This window comes from Streptomyces sp. NPDC003943 (genome assembly GCF_053605265.1).
Genome location: NZ_JBSGIW010000002.1, coordinates 108,803 through 124,939 on the forward strand (window position 1 = coordinate 108,803; position 16,137 = coordinate 124,939).

14 protein-coding genes and 1 riboswitch are annotated in these 16,137 nt (G+C 73.5%); of the genes, 11 read left to right on the top strand and 3 right to left on the bottom strand.

Features of this window, described 5'->3' with window-relative positions; genetic code table 11:
- Positions 1 to 149: 149 nt before the first annotated feature.
- A complete protein-coding gene (locus tag ACWEV0_RS01580; protein ID WP_453145437.1) occupies positions 150 to 578 on the bottom strand; it encodes a hypothetical protein in 429 nt (142 codons plus the stop codon).
- Between the two features lie 245 nt (positions 579 to 823).
- Between ACWEV0_RS01580 and ACWEV0_RS01585 the strand changes: the two genes are divergently transcribed.
- The 7 genes from ACWEV0_RS01585 (at position 824) to ACWEV0_RS01615 (ending at position 8,478) form a co-directional block, all read left to right on the top strand.
- On the top strand, positions 824 to 1,882 hold the full coding sequence (locus ACWEV0_RS01585; protein ID WP_453145438.1) for an MBL fold metallo-hydrolase: 1,059 nt from the start codon (positions 824 to 826) through the stop codon (positions 1,880 to 1,882).
- 108 nt (positions 1,883 to 1,990) lie between these two features.
- A riboswitch (cobalamin riboswitch) is annotated at positions 1,991 to 2,063 on the top strand.
- A gap of 94 nt (positions 2,064 to 2,157) precedes the next feature.
- Positions 2,158 to 3,426 carry a prenyltransferase/squalene oxidase repeat-containing protein gene (locus ACWEV0_RS01590; RefSeq protein WP_453145440.1) on the top strand — a complete coding sequence of 423 codons (1,269 nt, stop codon included), beginning with the start codon at positions 2,158 to 2,160 and terminating at the stop codon, positions 3,424 to 3,426.
- A gap of 35 nt (positions 3,427 to 3,461) precedes the next feature.
- Entirely contained in the window at positions 3,462 to 4,088 is a 627-nt protein-coding gene (locus ACWEV0_RS01595; RefSeq protein WP_453145553.1) for an SCO2322 family protein, read from the top strand.
- The gene (locus ACWEV0_RS01600) at positions 4,085 to 5,194 is read left to right on the top strand and encodes an energy-coupling factor transporter transmembrane component T (protein ID WP_453145441.1); all 1,110 of its coding nucleotides are present in this window, start codon (positions 4,085 to 4,087) and stop codon (positions 5,192 to 5,194) included. Before ACWEV0_RS01595 ends, ACWEV0_RS01600 begins: the two co-directional genes overlap by 4 nt.
- Complete coding sequence (locus ACWEV0_RS01605; RefSeq protein ID WP_453145443.1) at positions 5,191 to 6,903, top strand: ABC transporter ATP-binding protein; 1,713 nt, start codon at positions 5,191 to 5,193, stop codon at positions 6,901 to 6,903. The genes ACWEV0_RS01600 and ACWEV0_RS01605 overlap by 4 nt, the downstream gene beginning before the upstream one ends.
- Positions 6,900 to 7,763: an ECF transporter S component gene (locus ACWEV0_RS01610; RefSeq protein WP_453145445.1), complete on the top strand. Its 864-nt coding sequence runs from the start codon at positions 6,900 to 6,902 to the stop codon at positions 7,761 to 7,763. Before ACWEV0_RS01605 ends, ACWEV0_RS01610 begins: the two co-directional genes overlap by 4 nt.
- 313 nt (positions 7,764 to 8,076) lie before the next feature.
- Positions 8,077 to 8,478, top strand: a complete 402-nt coding sequence (locus ACWEV0_RS01615; RefSeq protein WP_453145447.1) for an aggregation-promoting factor C-terminal-like domain-containing protein — start codon at positions 8,077 to 8,079, stop codon at positions 8,476 to 8,478.
- A gap of 82 nt (positions 8,479 to 8,560) precedes the next feature.
- Here the strand turns inward: ACWEV0_RS01615 and ACWEV0_RS01620 are convergent, their stop codons facing one another.
- Positions 8,561 to 9,166, bottom strand: a complete 606-nt coding sequence (locus tag ACWEV0_RS01620) for a TetR/AcrR family transcriptional regulator (RefSeq protein WP_453145449.1) — start codon at positions 9,164 to 9,166, stop codon at positions 8,561 to 8,563.
- Between the two features lie 109 nt (positions 9,167 to 9,275).
- Here ACWEV0_RS01620 and ACWEV0_RS01625 point away from each other — a divergent pair, with 109 nt between their 5' ends.
- A complete protein-coding gene (locus tag ACWEV0_RS01625) occupies positions 9,276 to 10,502 on the top strand; it encodes an NAD(P)H-dependent flavin oxidoreductase (protein WP_453145451.1) in 1,227 nt (408 codons plus the stop codon).
- Here the strand turns inward: ACWEV0_RS01625 and ACWEV0_RS01630 are convergent.
- Positions 10,486 to 11,655, bottom strand: coding sequence for a steroid 3-ketoacyl-CoA thiolase (locus ACWEV0_RS01630; RefSeq protein WP_453145453.1), 1,170 nt, complete (start codon positions 11,653 to 11,655; stop codon positions 10,486 to 10,488). The genes ACWEV0_RS01625 and ACWEV0_RS01630 overlap by 17 nt on opposite strands.
- Positions 11,656 to 11,895: 240 nt before the next feature.
- Here ACWEV0_RS01630 and ACWEV0_RS01635 point away from each other — a divergent pair, with 240 nt between their 5' ends.
- The 3 genes from ACWEV0_RS01635 to ACWEV0_RS01645 all read left to right on the top strand — a co-directional run bounded on the left by ACWEV0_RS01635 (position 11,896) and on the right by ACWEV0_RS01645 (position 15,423).
- Positions 11,896 to 13,140, top strand: coding sequence for a cytochrome P450 (locus ACWEV0_RS01635; protein WP_453145455.1), 1,245 nt, complete (start codon positions 11,896 to 11,898; stop codon positions 13,138 to 13,140).
- A gap of 172 nt (positions 13,141 to 13,312) precedes the next feature.
- On the top strand, positions 13,313 to 14,401 hold the full coding sequence (locus ACWEV0_RS01640; protein ID WP_453145457.1) for a DUF2330 domain-containing protein: 1,089 nt from the start codon (positions 13,313 to 13,315) through the stop codon (positions 14,399 to 14,401).
- Between the two features lie 347 nt (positions 14,402 to 14,748).
- The gene (locus ACWEV0_RS01645; protein ID WP_453145459.1) at positions 14,749 to 15,423 is read left to right on the top strand and encodes an O-methyltransferase; all 675 of its coding nucleotides are present in this window, start codon (positions 14,749 to 14,751) and stop codon (positions 15,421 to 15,423) included.
- The last annotated feature ends 714 nt before the right edge of the window (positions 15,424 to 16,137 follow it).

A 16,137-nucleotide genomic window follows, 5' to 3' on the forward strand; every position in this document is an offset into this window, starting at 1 on the left:
ACTGCCTCCCGGAACCCACGCCTCTTCTGACGGTGTTTCAGAACTGATACCAGTTCTAGTTCCAGGGCGCCAGGCCACGGCGAGGGCCGAAACGGCCGGAAGGCCCCCCGTGCGGGGGGGGCCTTCCGGCTCGGCCGTGACCGACGGGATCACGGGTCGATGACGCCGAGGTTCCGGGTGAGGAGGTCCACGCCGTTCTGCTGGATGTGCACCGTGACGTTGCTGTACGTCAGGTGCAGCAGGTGCACCGTCCAGTTGCCGTTGGGGCACACGTCCTTGGCGCTCGGCGTGCTCGGCGCCGGGAGCGTCGCCGTGAAGGTGATCTGGCCGTTGTGAGGCTGGATCGTCCTGGTCGGGCCCTTCACGTTCTGGGTCTCGGTGCCCTGGCCGGGCGCGACGTTGCCGCCCTTGTTGACGCACACGTACTCGGCGTCGACGGCGGACGCCGTGAGGAAGGCGTCGGTCGGGCTGCTGCCCAGGCCGGCCGCCTTGCCGGTGCAGGTGAGACCGCTGGTGAGGGACTTGGTACAGGTGACGTCACCGATGAAGTGAGGACTGTCGGCCGTGGCCGTCGCCATGCCGGCAACGGTTACCGCCGCCGCCATGAGGGCCGTGGCGAATGCGCGACGCATGGACTCTCCGTTGAGTGTGGACGCTGGGGCACGACATCCATGTCACGCCACGTGCGGACTTATGCGCGAAATCCGACGTTCGGACCAATGGGGCGTCACCCTCGGTAATGCGGCTTGCATCTGCCTGACGATCCGTCAGTTCTCGTTATAGTGGTCAACGGCCGTACCGGTACGCAGAGATGAGGACGCTCATGACGCAGGTGACCGAGACGGTGACGGACCACGGCGGCGGCGTCTGGTCCCTTCGGGTGCCCATCCCGGACAACCCGCTCGGCCACACCCTCGTCCATGTCGTCGACACCGCCCGCGGGCCCGTCCTCGTCGACACCGGCTGGGACGACCCCGGGTCATGGGCCGAGCTCACGGGTGGGCTCGCCGCCCTGGGGCTCGGCGTACGGGACGTGCACGGCGTGGTCGTCACCCACCACCACCCCGACCACCACGGCCTGTCCGGCCGGGTCCGGGAGGAGTCCGGCGCCTGGATCGCCATGCACGCCGCCGACATCGCCGTCGTCCGCCGCACCCGCGAGGCCGAGCCCGGCACCTGGTTCGGCTATCTGACCCGCAAGCTCCAGGCCGTCGGCGCCCCCGAGGAGCACACCGCCCCGCTGCTCGCCGCCCGCGGCGCCCGCCGCGACGGCCGGACGCGCACGCTGCCCGGGCTGCGCTCCGCCCTGCCAGACCGCGAGATCGTGCCCGGCGAACTCCTCGACCTGGCCGGCCGACGGCTGCGCGCCGTCTGGACCCCCGGCCACACCCCGGGCCACGTCTGCCTCCACCTGGAGGAGGCCCACCCGGCCGGCCTGCCCGGCCACGGCCGGCTCTTCTCCGGCGACCACCTGCTGCCCGGGATCAGCCCCCACATCGGGCTCTACGAGGACCCCGACGATGCCGCCAACACCGACCCCCTCGGCGACTACCTCGACTCCCTGGAACGCATCGGCCGCCTCGGCGTCGCCGAGGTGCTCCCCGCCCACCAGCACGCCTTCCCCGACGCCGCCGGCCGCGTCCGCGAACTCCTCGCCCATCACGAGGCCCGGCTCGCCGACCTGCTCGCCCTCCTCGCCACCCCGCTCACCCCCTGGCAGCTCGCCGAGCGCATGGAGTGGAACCGCCCCTGGGACCGCATCCCGCACGGCTCGCGCAACATCGCCGTCAGCGAGGCCGAGGCCCATGTGCGGCGCCTGGTGAAGGCGGGACGGGCGGAGGCGGTGCCGGGGACGGAGCCGGTGCGGTACGTGGCGGTGTGAGCCAAGGCGCCGAGGGGGGCGCCCGGGGCCGTGGCGTGTGGGGTACGGCGCCGGGAGGCGCCCGGGGCCCGGCCGGTAAAGTGGGCGGCCGTCGTCATGCCCGTACAGGGGGAAGCCGGTGGGAAACCGGCACTGTCCCGCAGCCGTGAGCCACCGTCACCAGTGGCGAGTCGGAATGCCCGGTACGGGACGTGAGCGCCGGCACCGTCGAGGAGAACGGCGCCGGAGGCTGGCTCCCCGGGTGCCGGTGTCCGGTGCCCGCAGGAGAGGGACCCATGATCAGCGTTCGCCGCGCCGCCGCCGCACTCGCGGCCGGTGCCGTGCTCAGCACCACCGCCGCCGGAGTGGCCGCCGCCGCGCCCGCGCCGACGCCCTCCCCCGTCCCCGTGAAGGTCCCCGCCGGTCTCTACGGCACGGGCGACCCCACCTACGACGGCGTCTGGCGCCAGTCGCTCGCCTTCCTCGCCCAGCGCACCTCCGGCATCCAGCCCGCCGACCAGGCCGTGAACTGGCTGCTCGGCCAGCAGTGCGCCAACGGCGCCTTCGCCTCGTACCGCCCCGAGCCGGCCAAGCCCTGCGACGCGAAGACGATGCTCGACACCAACGCCACCGCCGTCGCCGTCCAGGCCCTCGGCGCCGTGGCCCGCCAGTCCGCCGCCCCGGAGAAGACCACGCAGGCCGCCAAGGCCGGCGCCGCCTGGCTGAAGAGCGTGCAGAACAAGGACGGCGGCTGGAGCTACAACCCCGGCTCCGCCAGCGACGCCAACTCCACCTCCGTCGTCATCGGCTCCCTCGCCTCCGCCGGCGTCCGGCCCGCCGACGTCAGGTCCGCCTCCGGCAGGAACCCGTACGACGCCCTCCTCACCTTCGCCCTGCCCTGCGCGGGCGCGGCCGTGAAGGACGGCGGCGCCGGAGCCTTCGCGTACCAGCCCGACAAGACCGGCAAGCTCCTCGCCAACGCCGACGCGACCGCCGCCGCCACCCTCGCCGGTCTCGGCAAGGGCATCACCGCGCGCGGCGCCGACCCCGAGCAGCCGCCGGTCTGCACGGACGCCGCCAAGCCGGCACCCGACCAGGCCGCCCGCAACGGCGCCGCCTGGCTCGCCGCCCAGCTCGCCAAGAACCCGCACCTCTCCACCCCGCCGCTGCCCGGCGCCGCGGAGACCGGCGAGCTGCCCGACTACGGCAACACCGCCGACGCCGTCGTCGCGCTCGCCGCCGCCGGGGCGAAGAAGGAGGCCACCGGCGCCCTCGCCTGGCTGGAGAAGAACTCGGCGCCCTGGGCCAAGACCGGCGGCCCCGCCGCGTACGCCCAGCTGGTCTTCGCCGCGCACGCCATGGACACCGACCCGCGCAGCTTCGGCACCGCCGACCTGATCGAGCAGCTCAACGCCACCGGTCCGGCCCCGAAGGCCCCCGACAACTCGGCGGCGTCGGCCGGCGCGGGCGACGACGAGGGCGGCTTCGACGTGTGGTGGATCATCGGCATCGGCATGGTCGTCGGCGTCGGCATCGGCTTCCTCCTGAGCGGCCGCAAGAAGTGAGGTCGACGCTCGCGGTGGGCGCGGCCGCCCTGCTGATGTCCGTCGCGGCGGCCGCGCCCGCCCAGGCCGTCGGCTACCGCTACTGGTCCTTCTGGGACGGCGGCGGCAAGGGCGGTACGTGGGCCTACGCCACCCAGGGCCCCGCGAGCGCCCGCCCCGCCGACGGCGACGTCATCGGCTTCCGCTTCGCGGTCAGCCAGGACTCGAACGACGCCGCGCGCCCCTCCGCCCGGCCCGACTTCGCGCGGCTGTGCGCGGGCGTGCCGGAGCGGGCCGGCACCAAGCGGGTCGCCGTCGTCATCGACTTCGGCCGCCCCGAGGACGCCGCCGCCGGCGAGACCCCGCCGCGGCCCGGCCTGCGGACCGGCTGCCCGCGGGTCCGCGAGGACGCCTCGGCGGCGGAGGCGCTGGCGGAGGTCGCGAAGCCGCTGCGGTACGACACGAACGCGCTGCTGTGCGGGATCGCGGGATATCCGGCGAAGGGGTGCGGGGAGCAGGTGTCGACGGCCACGACGGCTTCCGCGAATCCCTCGGCGAAGCCCGCGGCCTCGGAGGCCGGCGGCTCCTCCGGTGGTCCGTCCCTCGGGCTCGTCGCGGGCGGGGCCGCCGTGCTCCTGCTCGGCGCCGCCGGCGTCTGGCAGGCCCGCCGCCGTCGCGGATGACGCCGCTGCGCGCCCCCGAGGCGAACCGTTCCAACGCCCTGCACCCCGGCGCCTGGTGGCTCTGGGCGCTCGGCCTCGCCGTGGCCGCCTCCCGCACCACCAACCCGCTCCTCCTCGGCCTGATCGTCGGCGTCGCCGGTTATGTCGTGGCGGCCCGCCGTACGGACGCGCCCTGGGCCCGCTCGTACGGCGCCTTCGTCAAGCTCGGCCTGTTCGTCGTCGCCCTGCGCGTCGTCTTCTCGCTCGTCCTCGGATCGCCGATCCCCGGCTCGCGGCTCCTCTTCACGCTGCCCGAACTGCCGCTGCCCGACTGGGCGCAGGGTGTGCGGATCGGCGGCCGGGTCACCGCCGAGCAGGTCGTCTTCGCCCTGTACGACGGCCTGAAGCTGGCCGCCCTGCTCATCTGCGTCGGCGCGGCGAACGCCCTCGCCAACCCGGCGCGGCTGCTCAAGTCGCTGCCGGGCGCGCTGTACGAGGCCGGGGTCGCCGTCGTGGTCGCCATGACCTTCGCCCCGAACCTCGTCGCCGACGTGCTGCGCCTGCGCACCGCCCGCCGGCTGCGCGGCCGTCCCACGGGCGGGGTCCGCGCCCTCCTGCAGATCGGGCTGCCCGTGCTCGAAGGCGCCCTGGAACGGTCGGTCGCCATCGCCGCGTCCATGGACGCGCGGGGCTACGGCCGTACGGCCCAGGTCCCGCCCGCCGTCCGGCGCACCACCAACGTCCTCACCCTCGGCGGGCTGCTCGGCGTGTGCGCCGGTTCCTACGGGCTGCTCGCCGCCGAAGGCGCGGGCTACGCGCTGCCGCTGCTCGTGGCCGGGCTCGTCGCCGCCTTCGCGGGTCTGCGGCTCGGCGGGCGGCGCGCCGCCCGTACCCGCTACCGGCCGGACCGGTGGGGCGCGCGGGCCTGGCTCGTCGCCGGCTCGGGCGTCGCCGTGGCGGTGGCGATGATCCGGGCAGGGTCGGTGGCGCCGGAGGCCCTGCATCCCGGGGTCGTACCCCTGGAAGCCCCGCAGCTGCCGGTGTGGCCGGCGGTGTCCGTGCTGCTCGGTCTGCTGCCCGCGTTCGTGGCCCCGGTGCCGAAGGATCCGAAGGAGGCGAACCGGTGATCCGTTTCGAGAACGTCTCGGTGACGTACGACGGCGAGGCCGCGCCCACGCTGAAGGACGTGGACCTCGTCGTGCCCGAGGGCGAGCTGGTCCTCCTCGTCGGCCCGTCGGGCGTCGGCAAGTCCACCCTGCTCGGCGCCGTCTCCGGTCTCGTCCCCCACTTCACCGGCGGCACCCTGCGGGGCCGCGTCACGGTCGACGGCAGGGACACCCGGACGCATCCGCCGCGCGAGCTGGCCGACGTCGTGGGCACGGTCGGACAGGACCCGCTCGCCCACTTCGTCACGGACACCGTCGAGGACGAGCTCGCGTACGGCATGGAGTCGCTCGGCCTCGCGCCCGCCGTCATGCGGCGGCGCGTGGAGGAGACCCTGGACCTGCTCGGCCTCGCGGAGCTGCGGGACCGGCCGATCGCCACGCTGTCCGGCGGCCAGCAGCAGCGGGTCGCGATCGGTTCCGTGCTCACCCCGCACCCGAAGGTGCTGGTCCTGGACGAGCCGACCTCGGCGCTCGATCCGTCGGCGGCGGAGGACGTACTGGCCGTGCTGCAGCGGCTGGTGCACGACCTGGGCACGACGGTGCTGATGGCTGAGCACCGCCTGGAACGGGTGGTCCAGTACGCGGACCAGGTGCTGCTCCTTCCGGAGGCCGTGATGGGCCCTCCGGCCGAGATCATGGCGGTGTCGCCGGTGCATCCGCCGGTGGTGGCGCTGGGCCGCACGGCGGGCTGGGACCCGCTGCCGCTGACCGTGCGGGACGCGCGGAGGCGGGCGGACGGGTTGAAGGAGCGGCTCCTCCCCCGGACCCCCGCGCCTCGAACGCCGGCGGGGCTGCGTTCGCAGCCGGCGGGGTCTGGGGCGGAGCCCCGGTTCGGTAAGGGGCTGGGTGGGGGAATTCGCCTGTTCGGACGGCGGCGCACCAAGCCCGCCACCCCCGCCCCCGCCGACCCCGCCTCCCCCCTCCTCTCCGTCACCCGGCTCGCCGTCCGCCGCGGCCGCGTCGAGGCCCTCCGCCGCGTCGACCTCCAGGTCCACCCCGGCGAGACCGTCGCGCTCATGGGGCGCAACGGGGCCGGCAAGTCGACGCTGCTCGGGACGCTCGTCGGGATGATCGCACCGACGGGCGGGGCCGTGCGGGTCGCGGGGCTCACCCCGCACGCCACGGACCCGCGCGCGCTGATCAGGCACGTGGGGCTCGTGCCGCAGGAGCCGCGGGACCTGCTCTGCGCGGACACCGTCGCCGCCGAGTGCGCGGCGGCCGACCAGGACGCGGGCGCCGCGCCCGGGAGCTGCCGGGCCCTGGTGTCCGAGCTGCTGCCCGGCGTCGCGGACGGGACGCATCCGCGGGACCTGTCCGAGGGGCAGCGACTCGCCCTCGCGCTCGCCGTCGTACTGACCGCGCGCCCGCCGCTCCTCCTGCTCGACGAGCCGACCCGTGGTCTGGACTACGCGGCGAAAGCCCGTCTCGTCACGCGACTGCGCGCCCTCGCGGCGGACGGCCACGCCATCGTGCTCGCCACGCACGACGTGGAGCTGGCCGCGGAGCTCGCTGACCGTGTCGTGATCGTCGCGGGCGGTGAGGTGGTGGCGGACGGGCCGACGGCCGAGGTGGTCGTGTCCTCGCCGGCGTTCTCACCGCAGGTGGCGAAGATCCTGGCGCCGGAGCCGTGGCTCACGGTGGAGCAGGTGGAGGAGGCGCTGCGCGCATGAGCTCGCGTCCCGTCCGGCTCGGGCCCCGCTCGATCGCCGCCCTCGTCCTCGTCTCCGTCGTCGGTCTGATCGCCGTCGGCTGGCCCCTCTTCGCCGACGCGGGCTCCGCGCTCACGGACCACGCCGCCGACGCACCGTGGTTCTTCGCGCTGATGCTGCCGCTGCTCATCGCCGTCGTCGTGGCGACGATCGCCGACTGCGGGATGGACGCGAAGGCGGTGGCGATGCTGGGGGTGCTGGCCGCAGTGGGGGCGGCGCTGCGGCCGATCGGGGCGGGGACGGCGGGCCTGGAGCCGATGTTCTTCCTGATGGTGCTGAGCGGCCGGGTGCTCGGGCCGGGCTTCGGCTTCGTGCTCGGGGCGGTGACGATGTTCGCGTCGGCGCTGCTCACGGGCGGGGTGGGGCCGTGGCTGCCGACGCAGATGCTGGCGATGGGCTGGTTCGCGATGGGCGCGGGTCTGCTGCCGGGGGCGGAGCGGCTGCGGGGCAGGGGCGAGCGGCTGCTGCTCGCGGCGTACGGCTTCGTGGCGGCGTTCGCGTACGGCACGGTCACCAACCTCTACGGCTGGGTGACGGTCGGCGGCATGGGCCAGGGGATCTCGTTCCAGCCGGGGGATCCGGTGCGGGAGAACCTGGTGCGGTTCGTGGCGTACGTGGCCGCCACCTCGCTCGGCTGGGACCTGGGCCGGGCGCTGCTCACCGTCGTCCTGACGCTCACCACCGGCGGTGCGCTCCTGAGGGCGCTGCGCAGGGCCACGCGGCGGGCGAACTTCGAGGCCCAGGTCACATTCGAGGCCCCTGGGAGGGCCCCCCGGGGTGAGGCCCCTCATAGGACCCACGTCACGTCCGAACCGGAATAGTAGACCGGGGCGAGACCACCCAAATCCACCCATACGCGGCCATGAGCTGCGGTTATGTCATGGGCTGGACATATCACGGCGGCCCGGCCCCGCACCCCCGACCTCCGAACCGACCTCGTACACGGGGTCGTTGCCACGGCCTCGCCGGGCTGCTTCTCTGGTGGACGTCGCCAGGCAGCCGGTGCTCGGGACTTCTCGTCCGAGAGCATCACGGCAGGCCGGTTCCCCCCAGTTCCCGGGTCTCCCGGGCCCTGGTTCCGGCATGCCGAAAACGCCCGGCGCGACCTTTGCCCCCGACGTTAGGTAAGACGCTTTGTTCCGCTCGATCGCCACTCGTGTCAACGCCCGCAAGAAGACCTTCGCCGTCTCCGCCGCCGTCCTCATCGGCGCGTCCGGCGCGGTGCTCGGCACGACCGGTACGGCCTCGGCCGCCACGGAGCAGGAGATCGCCCGCCAGATCGTCCCGCCGGCGCAGTTCGCGTCCTTCAGCAAGATCGTCGAGCACGAGTCCGGCTGGAACCACACCGCCACCAACTCGTCCTCCGGTGCCTACGGCCTGGTCCAGGCCCTGCCGGGCTCCAAGATGGCCTCGGCCGGTGCCGACTGGAAGACGAACCCCGCGACCCAGATCAAGTGGGGTCTCAACTACATGAACGAGCGCTACGGCTCCCCGAACGCCGCCTGGAGCTTCTGGCAGACCCACGGCTGGTACTAAGCCGACAGCCGCACCGGCGCACAGCCTGACGACGCAAGGCCCCGTCCTCCCCAGTGGAGGAACCGGGGCCTGCGGCGTTTTCTCATACGTCCGGGCCGGCGCCCAGCAGCATCCGGACCTGCGGCCACAGCCCGTCCAGGACCGCCGGGTCGTTCTTCAGCTTGGCCAGCAGGACGAGCCCCTCCAGCTGGGCCACCACCGCCCGGGCCATCTCCGCGCCCGCCCGGTCCGCCGGGATCGCCCCCTCGGCCGCCGCCTCCCCCAGCACGCCGGCGATCAGCTCGATCTGCTCGTCGAAGATCTCGTCGAGCCGGACCCGGACGTCCGGCTCCTGGGTGCTCAGCTCCAGGGCGAGGTTGCCGAGCAGACAGCCGTCGACCGTGCCGCCGGCCTCCTTGAGCCGCCGCTGGGTCTCCGCCGGACCGGTGAGCAGGGCCCGCAGCCGGTCGAGGGCGGGGCCGGGCGCGGCCAGGGCGCTGGTCCAGCAGGAGCGCTCGGCGGCCCAGTAGGCGCTCGCGACCTCGACGGTCAGGGCCTGCTTGGAGTCGAAGAAGTAGTAGAAGCTGCCCTTCTTCACGTCCGCCCTGGCACAGATCTCGGCGACGCCCAGGCCCGCGTAGCCGCGGCCGCGCATGAGCTCGCCGGTGGCGTCGAGGAGTCGTTCACGTGCCGTGCTGGTGCGTCCCATGACGGTGACTATAGGCGACTTCCCGGTTTTTAGTTGACCGGTCGTCTACAACCCTCCTACTGTCCTCCACGCAGGCGGGCACCGCGCCCGCCCGGACCGAGGAGGCTGTATGCGGCCGGGCCGTCTGGGAGAGCTGCTCTCCCTCGAACTCCCCATCGTCCAAGGACCGTTCGGCGGGGGCCTGTCCTCCGTCGAGCTGACCGTCGCCGTCTCGGAGGGCGGCGGCCTCGGCTCGTACGGGGCGCATGTGCTCGACCCGGACGGGATCACCGCCCTGGTGGCCCGGCTGAAGGCGGCGACGGACCGGCCGTTCGCCGTCAACCTGTGGGTGCCGCAGGAGGGCGAGCCCGGCCCCGACACCGATCCCGCCGGTCTCGGCCGGCACCTGGACCGGATCCGCCCGTACTACGACGACCTCGGTGTGACCGCCCCCACCGCCACCGAAGTCGCCGCCGCCCTGGCCGCCCACCCCGACTTCGACGCCCAGCTCGACGCCCTGATCGCCGCCGCCCCGCCCGCCGTCAGCCTGGTCATGGGGCTGCCGCCGGCCCGCCTGGTGGCGGCGGCCCGGCGGCAGGGCATCGTCCTGATCGGCACGGCGACCACGGTCGCCGAGGCCGTCGCCCTCGAAGCGGCCGGCGCGGACGTGGTGGTCGCCTCGGGCAGCGACGCGGGCGGGCACCGCGGCGCCTTCCTCCGGCCCGTACGGGAGTCACTGGTCGGTACGTTCTCGCTGGTCCCGCAGGTGGCGGACGCGGTCGCGGTGCCGGTCGTCGCGGCGGGCGGCATCGCCGACGGCCGGGGCGTGGCCGCCGCCCTCGCGCTCGGCGCCGACGCCGTACAGATCGGCACCGGCTTCCTCGCCGCCCGCGAGTCCGGCGCGAGCCCGGTCCACCGCCGGGCCCTCGGCACGCCGGAGGCCCGTACGACGGTGCTGACCCGGCTCTTCTCGGGCCGCACGGCGCGCGGCATCCCGAACCGCTTCGTCCGGGACATGGCCGCCCACGAGGAACACGTACCGCCGTATCCCCTGCAGAACGCCCTGATGCAGCCCGTCCGGCGGGCCGCGGCCGCCCAGGGCCGCCCGGAGTACGTCAACCTGTGGTCCGGCCAGGCCGCCGGACTCAGCCGGCCGGGCGTACCGGCGGCCGAGTACCTGGCGGCGCTCGTGGCGGATGCCGACAAGCGGATGGATGGGGCCGCGGCGGATCCGTACGGGACCGATCCGGCCGCGGCGGTTCCGTCCGCGACCGATCCGGCGGCGACCGATCCGGCCGCAACCGGTCCGGCCGCGAGCGATTCGGCCGCAACCGATGCGGCTACAACCGCTGGATGATCGTGCCCGTCGCCAGCGCCCCGCCCGCGCACATCGTGATCAGCGCGAACTCCTTTTCCGTGCGCTCCAGTTCGTGCAGGGCCGTGGTGATCAGACGGGCCCCGGTAGCGCCGACGGGATGGCCGAGGGCGATGGCGCCGCCGTTGACGTTGACCTTCTCCAGGTCCTGGTCGAAGACCTGAGCCCAGCTCAACACCACCGACGCGAAAGCCTCGTTGATCTCGACGAGGTCGATGTCCCTGAGCGACATCCCGGCCTTGCCGAGCACCGCCCGGGTCGCGTCCACGGGCCCGTCGAGGTGGTAATGCGGGTCGGCGCCGACCAGGGCCTGGGCGACGATCCGGGCGCGCGGCCTCAGCTTCAGCGCGCGGGCCATGCGCTTGGAGGCCCACATGAGGGCGGCGGCGCCGTCGGAGATCTGGGAGGCGTTGCCGGCCGTGTGGACGGCGGTGGGCATGACCGGCTTGAGCCGGGCGAGCCCCTCCATGGTGGTGTCGCGCAGCCCCTCGTCGCGGTCGACGAGCCGCCACATACCCTGCCCGGCGTGCTGCTCCTCCTCGGTGGTCGGGACCTGGACGGCGAAGGTCTCGCGCTTGAAGCGTTCCTCGGACCAGGCGACGGCGGCGCGCTCCTGGGAGAGCAGGCCGAGGGAGTCGACGCGCTCGCGGGTGAGGCCGCGACGGCGGGCGATGCGCTCGGCGGCCTCGAACTGGTTGGGCAGGTCGACGTTCCACTCGTCCGGGAAGGGCTTGCCGGGCCCGTGCTTGGAGCCGGAGCCGAGCGGGACCCGGGACATGGCCTCGACGCCGCACGAGATGCCGATGTCGATGACGCCGGCCGCGACCATGTTGGCCACCATGTGGCTGGCCTGCTGCGAGGAGCCGCACTGGCAGTCGACGGTGGTGGCGGCGGTCTCGTACGGCAGGCCCATGGCGAGCCAGGCGGTGCGGGCGGGGTTCATGGACTGCTCGCCGGCGTGGGTGACCGTGCCCCCGACGATCTGCTCGACGCAGTCGGCGTGGATGCCGGTGCGGCCGAGGAGTTCGCGGTAGGTCTCGCCGAGGAGATAGGCGGGGTGGAGGTTGGCGAGCGCGCCTCCGCGCTTTCCGATGGGGGTGCGTACGGCTTCGACGATGACGGGTTCCGCGGCCATGAGCTCGTCCTCTCCTCGCCCGGGCGGGTGTCCCGGCACCCTCACCGGTCGGCGGGTCACGTGGAACTGGTGCCGAACTAGTACGTGTTCTAGTTCCGGTAGCAGTCTTATGACTGCTACCGCCGGTACGCAAGGGTCCGGGACGCAACAGTTCCCGCCGTGCGCCTTGCTACTTGTAGAACTCGTTACTACCTTTCCCGGCAACTTCTGATGACCCATCAGATATGGAGTGTGTTGCCGATGCGCTGCCCCCATCTCTCCGAAGGGTTCGACGCCACCGACCCCGATCTGCTGCAAGCCCGCGTCCCCCACCCGGAGTTCGCGCAGCTGCGGCAGACCGCCCCCGTCTGGTGGTGCGCCCAGCCCCCGGGTGTCACCGGCTTCGCCGACGAGGGCTACTGGGCCGTGACCCGCCACGCCGACGTCAAGTACGTCTCCACGCACCCCGAGTTGTTCTCCTCGAACGAGAACACCGCCGTCATCCGCTTCAACGAGCACATCACCCGGGACCAGATCGAGGTCCAGAAGCTGATCATGCTCAACATGGACCCGCCCGAGCACACCCGGGTCCGCCAGATCGTCCAGCGCGGCTTCACCCCGCGCGCCATCCGCAGCCTGGAGACCGCGCTGCGCGACCGCGCCCGCGCCATCGTCGCCGAGGCGAAGGCGACGGCCGGCCCGGACCGCACCTTCGACTTCGTCACCCGCGTCGCCGTCGAACTGCCGCTCCAGGCGATCGCCGAGCTCATCGGCGTACCGCAGGAGGACCGGGCCCGGATCTTCGACTGGTCGAACAAGATGGTCGCGTACGACGACCCCGAGTACGCCATCACCGAGGAGATCGGCGCCGAGGCCGCCATGGAGCTCATCGGCTACTCCATGAACCTCGCCGCCGCCCGCAAGGAGTGCCCGGCCAAGGACATCGTGTCCCAGCTCGTCGCCGCCGAGGGCCAGGGCAACCTCTCCTCCGACGAGTTCGGCTTCTTCGTGCTGCTGCTCGCCGTCGCCGGCAACGAGACCACCCGCAACGCCATCAGCCACGGCATGCACGCCTTCCTCACCCACCCCGAACAGTGGGAGCTCTACAAGCGGGAACGGCCGGCCACCGCCGCCGAGGAGATCGTCCGCTGGGCCACCCCGGTCGTCTCCTTCCAGCGCACCGCCACCCAGGACACCGAAATCGGCGGCCAGAAGATCCGCCGCGGCGACCGCGTCGGCCTCTTCTACTCCTCCGCCAACAACGACCCCGAGGTCTTCGAGAACCCCGAGACCTTCGACATCACCCGGGACCCGAACCCGCACCTCGGCTTCGGCGGCGGCGGACCGCACTTCTGCCTCGGCAAGTCCCTCGCCGTCAAGGAGATCGAGCTGATCTTCGAGGCCCTCGCCGACGAGCTGCCCGACCTGACACCGGCGGGCGATCCGCGCCGGCTGCGGGCGGCCTGGCTCAACGGGATCAAGGAGCTCCAGGTCAGGGTCGGTTAGGCGGTCCGGGACGCGCGAACGGAACCGGCAGGTCCGTTCGCGCGTCCGAGCAGGCATGCGGGGGACACAGAGAATCCTTACGGAGCGAATCCTTACGGGGCGAAGCCATACGGGGCGAAGCCATACGGGGCGAAGCCATACGGGGCGAAGCCTTACGGCGCGGATCACGGCCGTGCTCGTCGCGCTGCTCGCACTCCAGCTCGGCTCGCTCGTCGCGCCGGCGTACGCGTGCGGCTGCGGCGCCATGGTCACCAACCGGATGGCGCAGCTCGGCGTCGACCGGGAGACCTCGGTCGTGCGCTGGGACGAGCGCGCGCGGGTGGAGCAGATCGTCATGCGCTTCACCGTGCACGGCGACGCCCGACAGGCCGCCTGGATCATGCCCGTGCCGCACCGCGCCGACGTCAGCCTCGGCGACCCGGACCTCTTCGGCGAACTCGACGGGCTCACCGCGCCCGAGCACCGCGACCGCGACTACTTCTGGCCGCGCGGCTCCGACTGGCCCTTCGCCGGCGGCGGCGACGGCATGGCGGGCGCCGCCCCGCCCGGCGCGCGCGCCCCGGGCGTCGGCGTCGTCGGCCGCGAGCGGCTCGGCCCCTTCGACGTCGCCCGGCTCACCGCCACCGACCCGACCGCGCTCGGCGACTGGCTGCACCGCAACGGCTTCGAGCTCTCCGACCGGCTCTCCGGCGAACTCCGGCCGTACGTGGAGCGGAAGTGGGAGTACGTGGCCGTGCGCCTCGCCCTCGAGAAGGCCGGCGAGACGCTGTACGGCGCCCTCGACCCGATCCGGATCCGCTTCGCCAACGACCGGCCCGTCTACCCGATGCGGCTCTCCCGGCTCGCGAAGACCCCGCAGTCGCTCGGCCTGTACGTGATCGCCGGCCACCGCATGGAACCGCGCGGCGCCATCGGCGGCGACCGGCCGGAGGTCCTCTTCGCGGGCGCCGTCACGCCGAGGCGGGACGGCGAACTGGCCCGCCTGGCCGGCCCCGCCCCGGTGTTCCTCACGGCCGTCGACCAGTACTTCCCCGAGCCCGCCCGCATCGACGGCGACCACGAACTCGTCCGGGCCGCCGCCGACACCCCGTACCGCGTGATCGTCTGGCACGACCACCTGTGGACGGTCGCCGGCGGCATCCCGGTCTGGCTCCTCACCGTGACCGGCGCCCTGCTGCTGCTCGCGTCGGCCGCCCTCGGCGTGGCCCGAACGCGGACCCGGGCCGCGCGCCCCGCGCCGGTCGTACCTCCAACCGCCTGAGCCCTGCGCGACGGCGCGCATACGGCCTCGGGCTCCGCGACCCGGGCCCGGTGCACGTCCGGCCGCGGGGCCCTTCGCGGCGGCGCGCACAACGGGCTCGGGCTCCACGACCCGGGCCCGCAGGACGTCCGGCCGCCGCAGGGCCTGCGCGACGGCGCGCATGCGGGCTCGGGCGTCGCGGCCCGGGCCCGGTGCACGTCCGGCCGCCTGCACCCCCCTCGGCGGCACGCGCACAGACCCGGGCTCCCCGGCCCAAGCCCGCCGCACGTCCAGCCGCCTGAGCCCTTCGCTGCGGCGCGCATACGGGCTCGGGCTCCCCGACCCGCGCCGGGTGTACGTTCGGCCGCATGAGCAACGACCACGCGCGTTGGACCGCAGTCGACCACTACCTCACCGACCTGCTCGCCCCCGCCGACGAGGCCCTGACCGCCGCCCTCGCCGACTCCGCCGCCGCCGGGCTCCCCGAGATCGCCGTCGCCCCCAACCAGGGCAAGCTGCTCCACCTCCTCGTCGCCGCGCAGGGCGCCAGGAACGTCCTGGAGATCGGCACTCTCGGCGGCTACAGCACCATCTGGCTGGCCCGCGCCCTGCCTGCCGACGGCCGGCTCGTCACCCTCGAGTACTCCCCCCACCACGCCGACGTGGCCCGTGCCAACCTGGCCCGCGCCGGCCTCGACAAGACCGTCGAGGTGCGCACGGGCGCGGCCCTGGACACGCTCCCGCTCCTGGAACAGGAGGGCGCGGGCCCCTTCGACTTCGTCTTCGTCGACGCCGACAAGGTCAACAACCCGCACTACGTCACCTGGGCCCTGAAGCTCACCCGCCCCGGCAGCCTGATCGTCGTCGACAACGTGGTCCGGAACGGCACGGTCGCCGACCCGCACCCGGACGACGAGGCGATCACCGCGACCCGCGAGATGTTCGAAATGGTGGCCCGCGAGCCCCGGTTGGACGCGACGGCGTTCCAGACGGTGGGCACGAAGGGCTACGACGGCATGCTCGTCGCCCGGGTCGTCGGCTAGCCGCCACCTCCGGCCTTTGCCTCCCCCATGAGCATCGTGAAGATCAACATAGCTCTCCGCAGAAACGCTCAAATGAGCCATGCGAGTTTTTTGCCTCCCTGCCGTGCTTTCAGAGCGCGGGGAGAGGGTCCCTGCCTGGGGCAGGGTCACGAGCGGCGAGGACGGACACGCTCGGCAGCCCATCCGCCCGGTTGATGCTTCGCGGTCTCGCGGTTGTGGCACGACGTGCACAGCGGGCGCAGACGCGACCACGCATCCGGATCGGACACGCCACGCGCGAGCAGCACACGGCGCGATTCGGGGAAGTGGTCAGCCACCGTCGCCGGCTTCGTGCACAGCACGCACCACGGATGGGCGTAGAGGTAGCGGCGCCGGATGTTCGGCCACCGTCGCCCGTACGCGCTCGTCCCCGGTGTCTCCCGTAGTGCGTTCGCCTCACGCTCGTGAGCGGCACAACGGCCACCATGGGCCGTCAGTTCGGGGCACCCGGGTACCGAGCACGGGGGGGGCGGGGTCGTCGGGGCATGAGTGCTCGCCTCCTCGGCATCTCGGTGTGCAGGTAGTAGCGCTGGGATCCTCACGGCGCCCCTGTCGAACCTTCGCGCCGGTGAGGCCATAACCGCACGTCAGAGGGTTCCCAGCCACGCCATAGCCACATGTCAGAGATGCCCCCCAAGGGGCCGCGCTGGCCAAAGCGTCAAACTTCCGCCCTTG

What these genes read in the sequence shown, in the direction of transcription:
- ACWEV0_RS01645 (WP_453145459.1), top strand. Translation starts at nt 14,749, where the DNA reads ATGAGCAACGACCACGCGCGTTGGACCGCAGTCGACCACTACCTCACC.
- ACWEV0_RS01630 (WP_453145453.1), bottom strand. Translation starts at nt 11,655, where the DNA reads ATGGCCGCGGAACCCGTCATCGTCGAAGCCGTACGCACCCCCATCGGA.
- ACWEV0_RS01620 (WP_453145449.1), bottom strand. Translation starts at nt 9,166, where the DNA reads ATGGGACGCACCAGCACGGCACGTGAACGACTCCTCGACGCCACCGGC.
- ACWEV0_RS01590 (WP_453145440.1), top strand. Translation starts at nt 2,158, where the DNA reads ATGATCAGCGTTCGCCGCGCCGCCGCCGCACTCGCGGCCGGTGCCGTG.
- ACWEV0_RS01595 (WP_453145553.1), top strand. Translation starts at nt 3,462, where the DNA reads ATGTCCGTCGCGGCGGCCGCGCCCGCCCAGGCCGTCGGCTACCGCTAC.
- ACWEV0_RS01635 (WP_453145455.1), top strand. Translation starts at nt 11,896, where the DNA reads ATGCGCTGCCCCCATCTCTCCGAAGGGTTCGACGCCACCGACCCCGAT.
- ACWEV0_RS01600 (WP_453145441.1), top strand. Translation starts at nt 4,085, where the DNA reads ATGACGCCGCTGCGCGCCCCCGAGGCGAACCGTTCCAACGCCCTGCAC.
- ACWEV0_RS01610 (WP_453145445.1), top strand. Translation starts at nt 6,900, where the DNA reads ATGAGCTCGCGTCCCGTCCGGCTCGGGCCCCGCTCGATCGCCGCCCTC.
- ACWEV0_RS01585 (WP_453145438.1), top strand. Translation starts at nt 824, where the DNA reads ATGACGCAGGTGACCGAGACGGTGACGGACCACGGCGGCGGCGTCTGG.
- ACWEV0_RS01625 (WP_453145451.1), top strand. Translation starts at nt 9,276, where the DNA reads ATGCGGCCGGGCCGTCTGGGAGAGCTGCTCTCCCTCGAACTCCCCATC.
- ACWEV0_RS01580 (WP_453145437.1), bottom strand. Translation starts at nt 578, where the DNA reads ATGGCGACGGCCACGGCCGACAGTCCTCACTTCATCGGTGACGTCACC.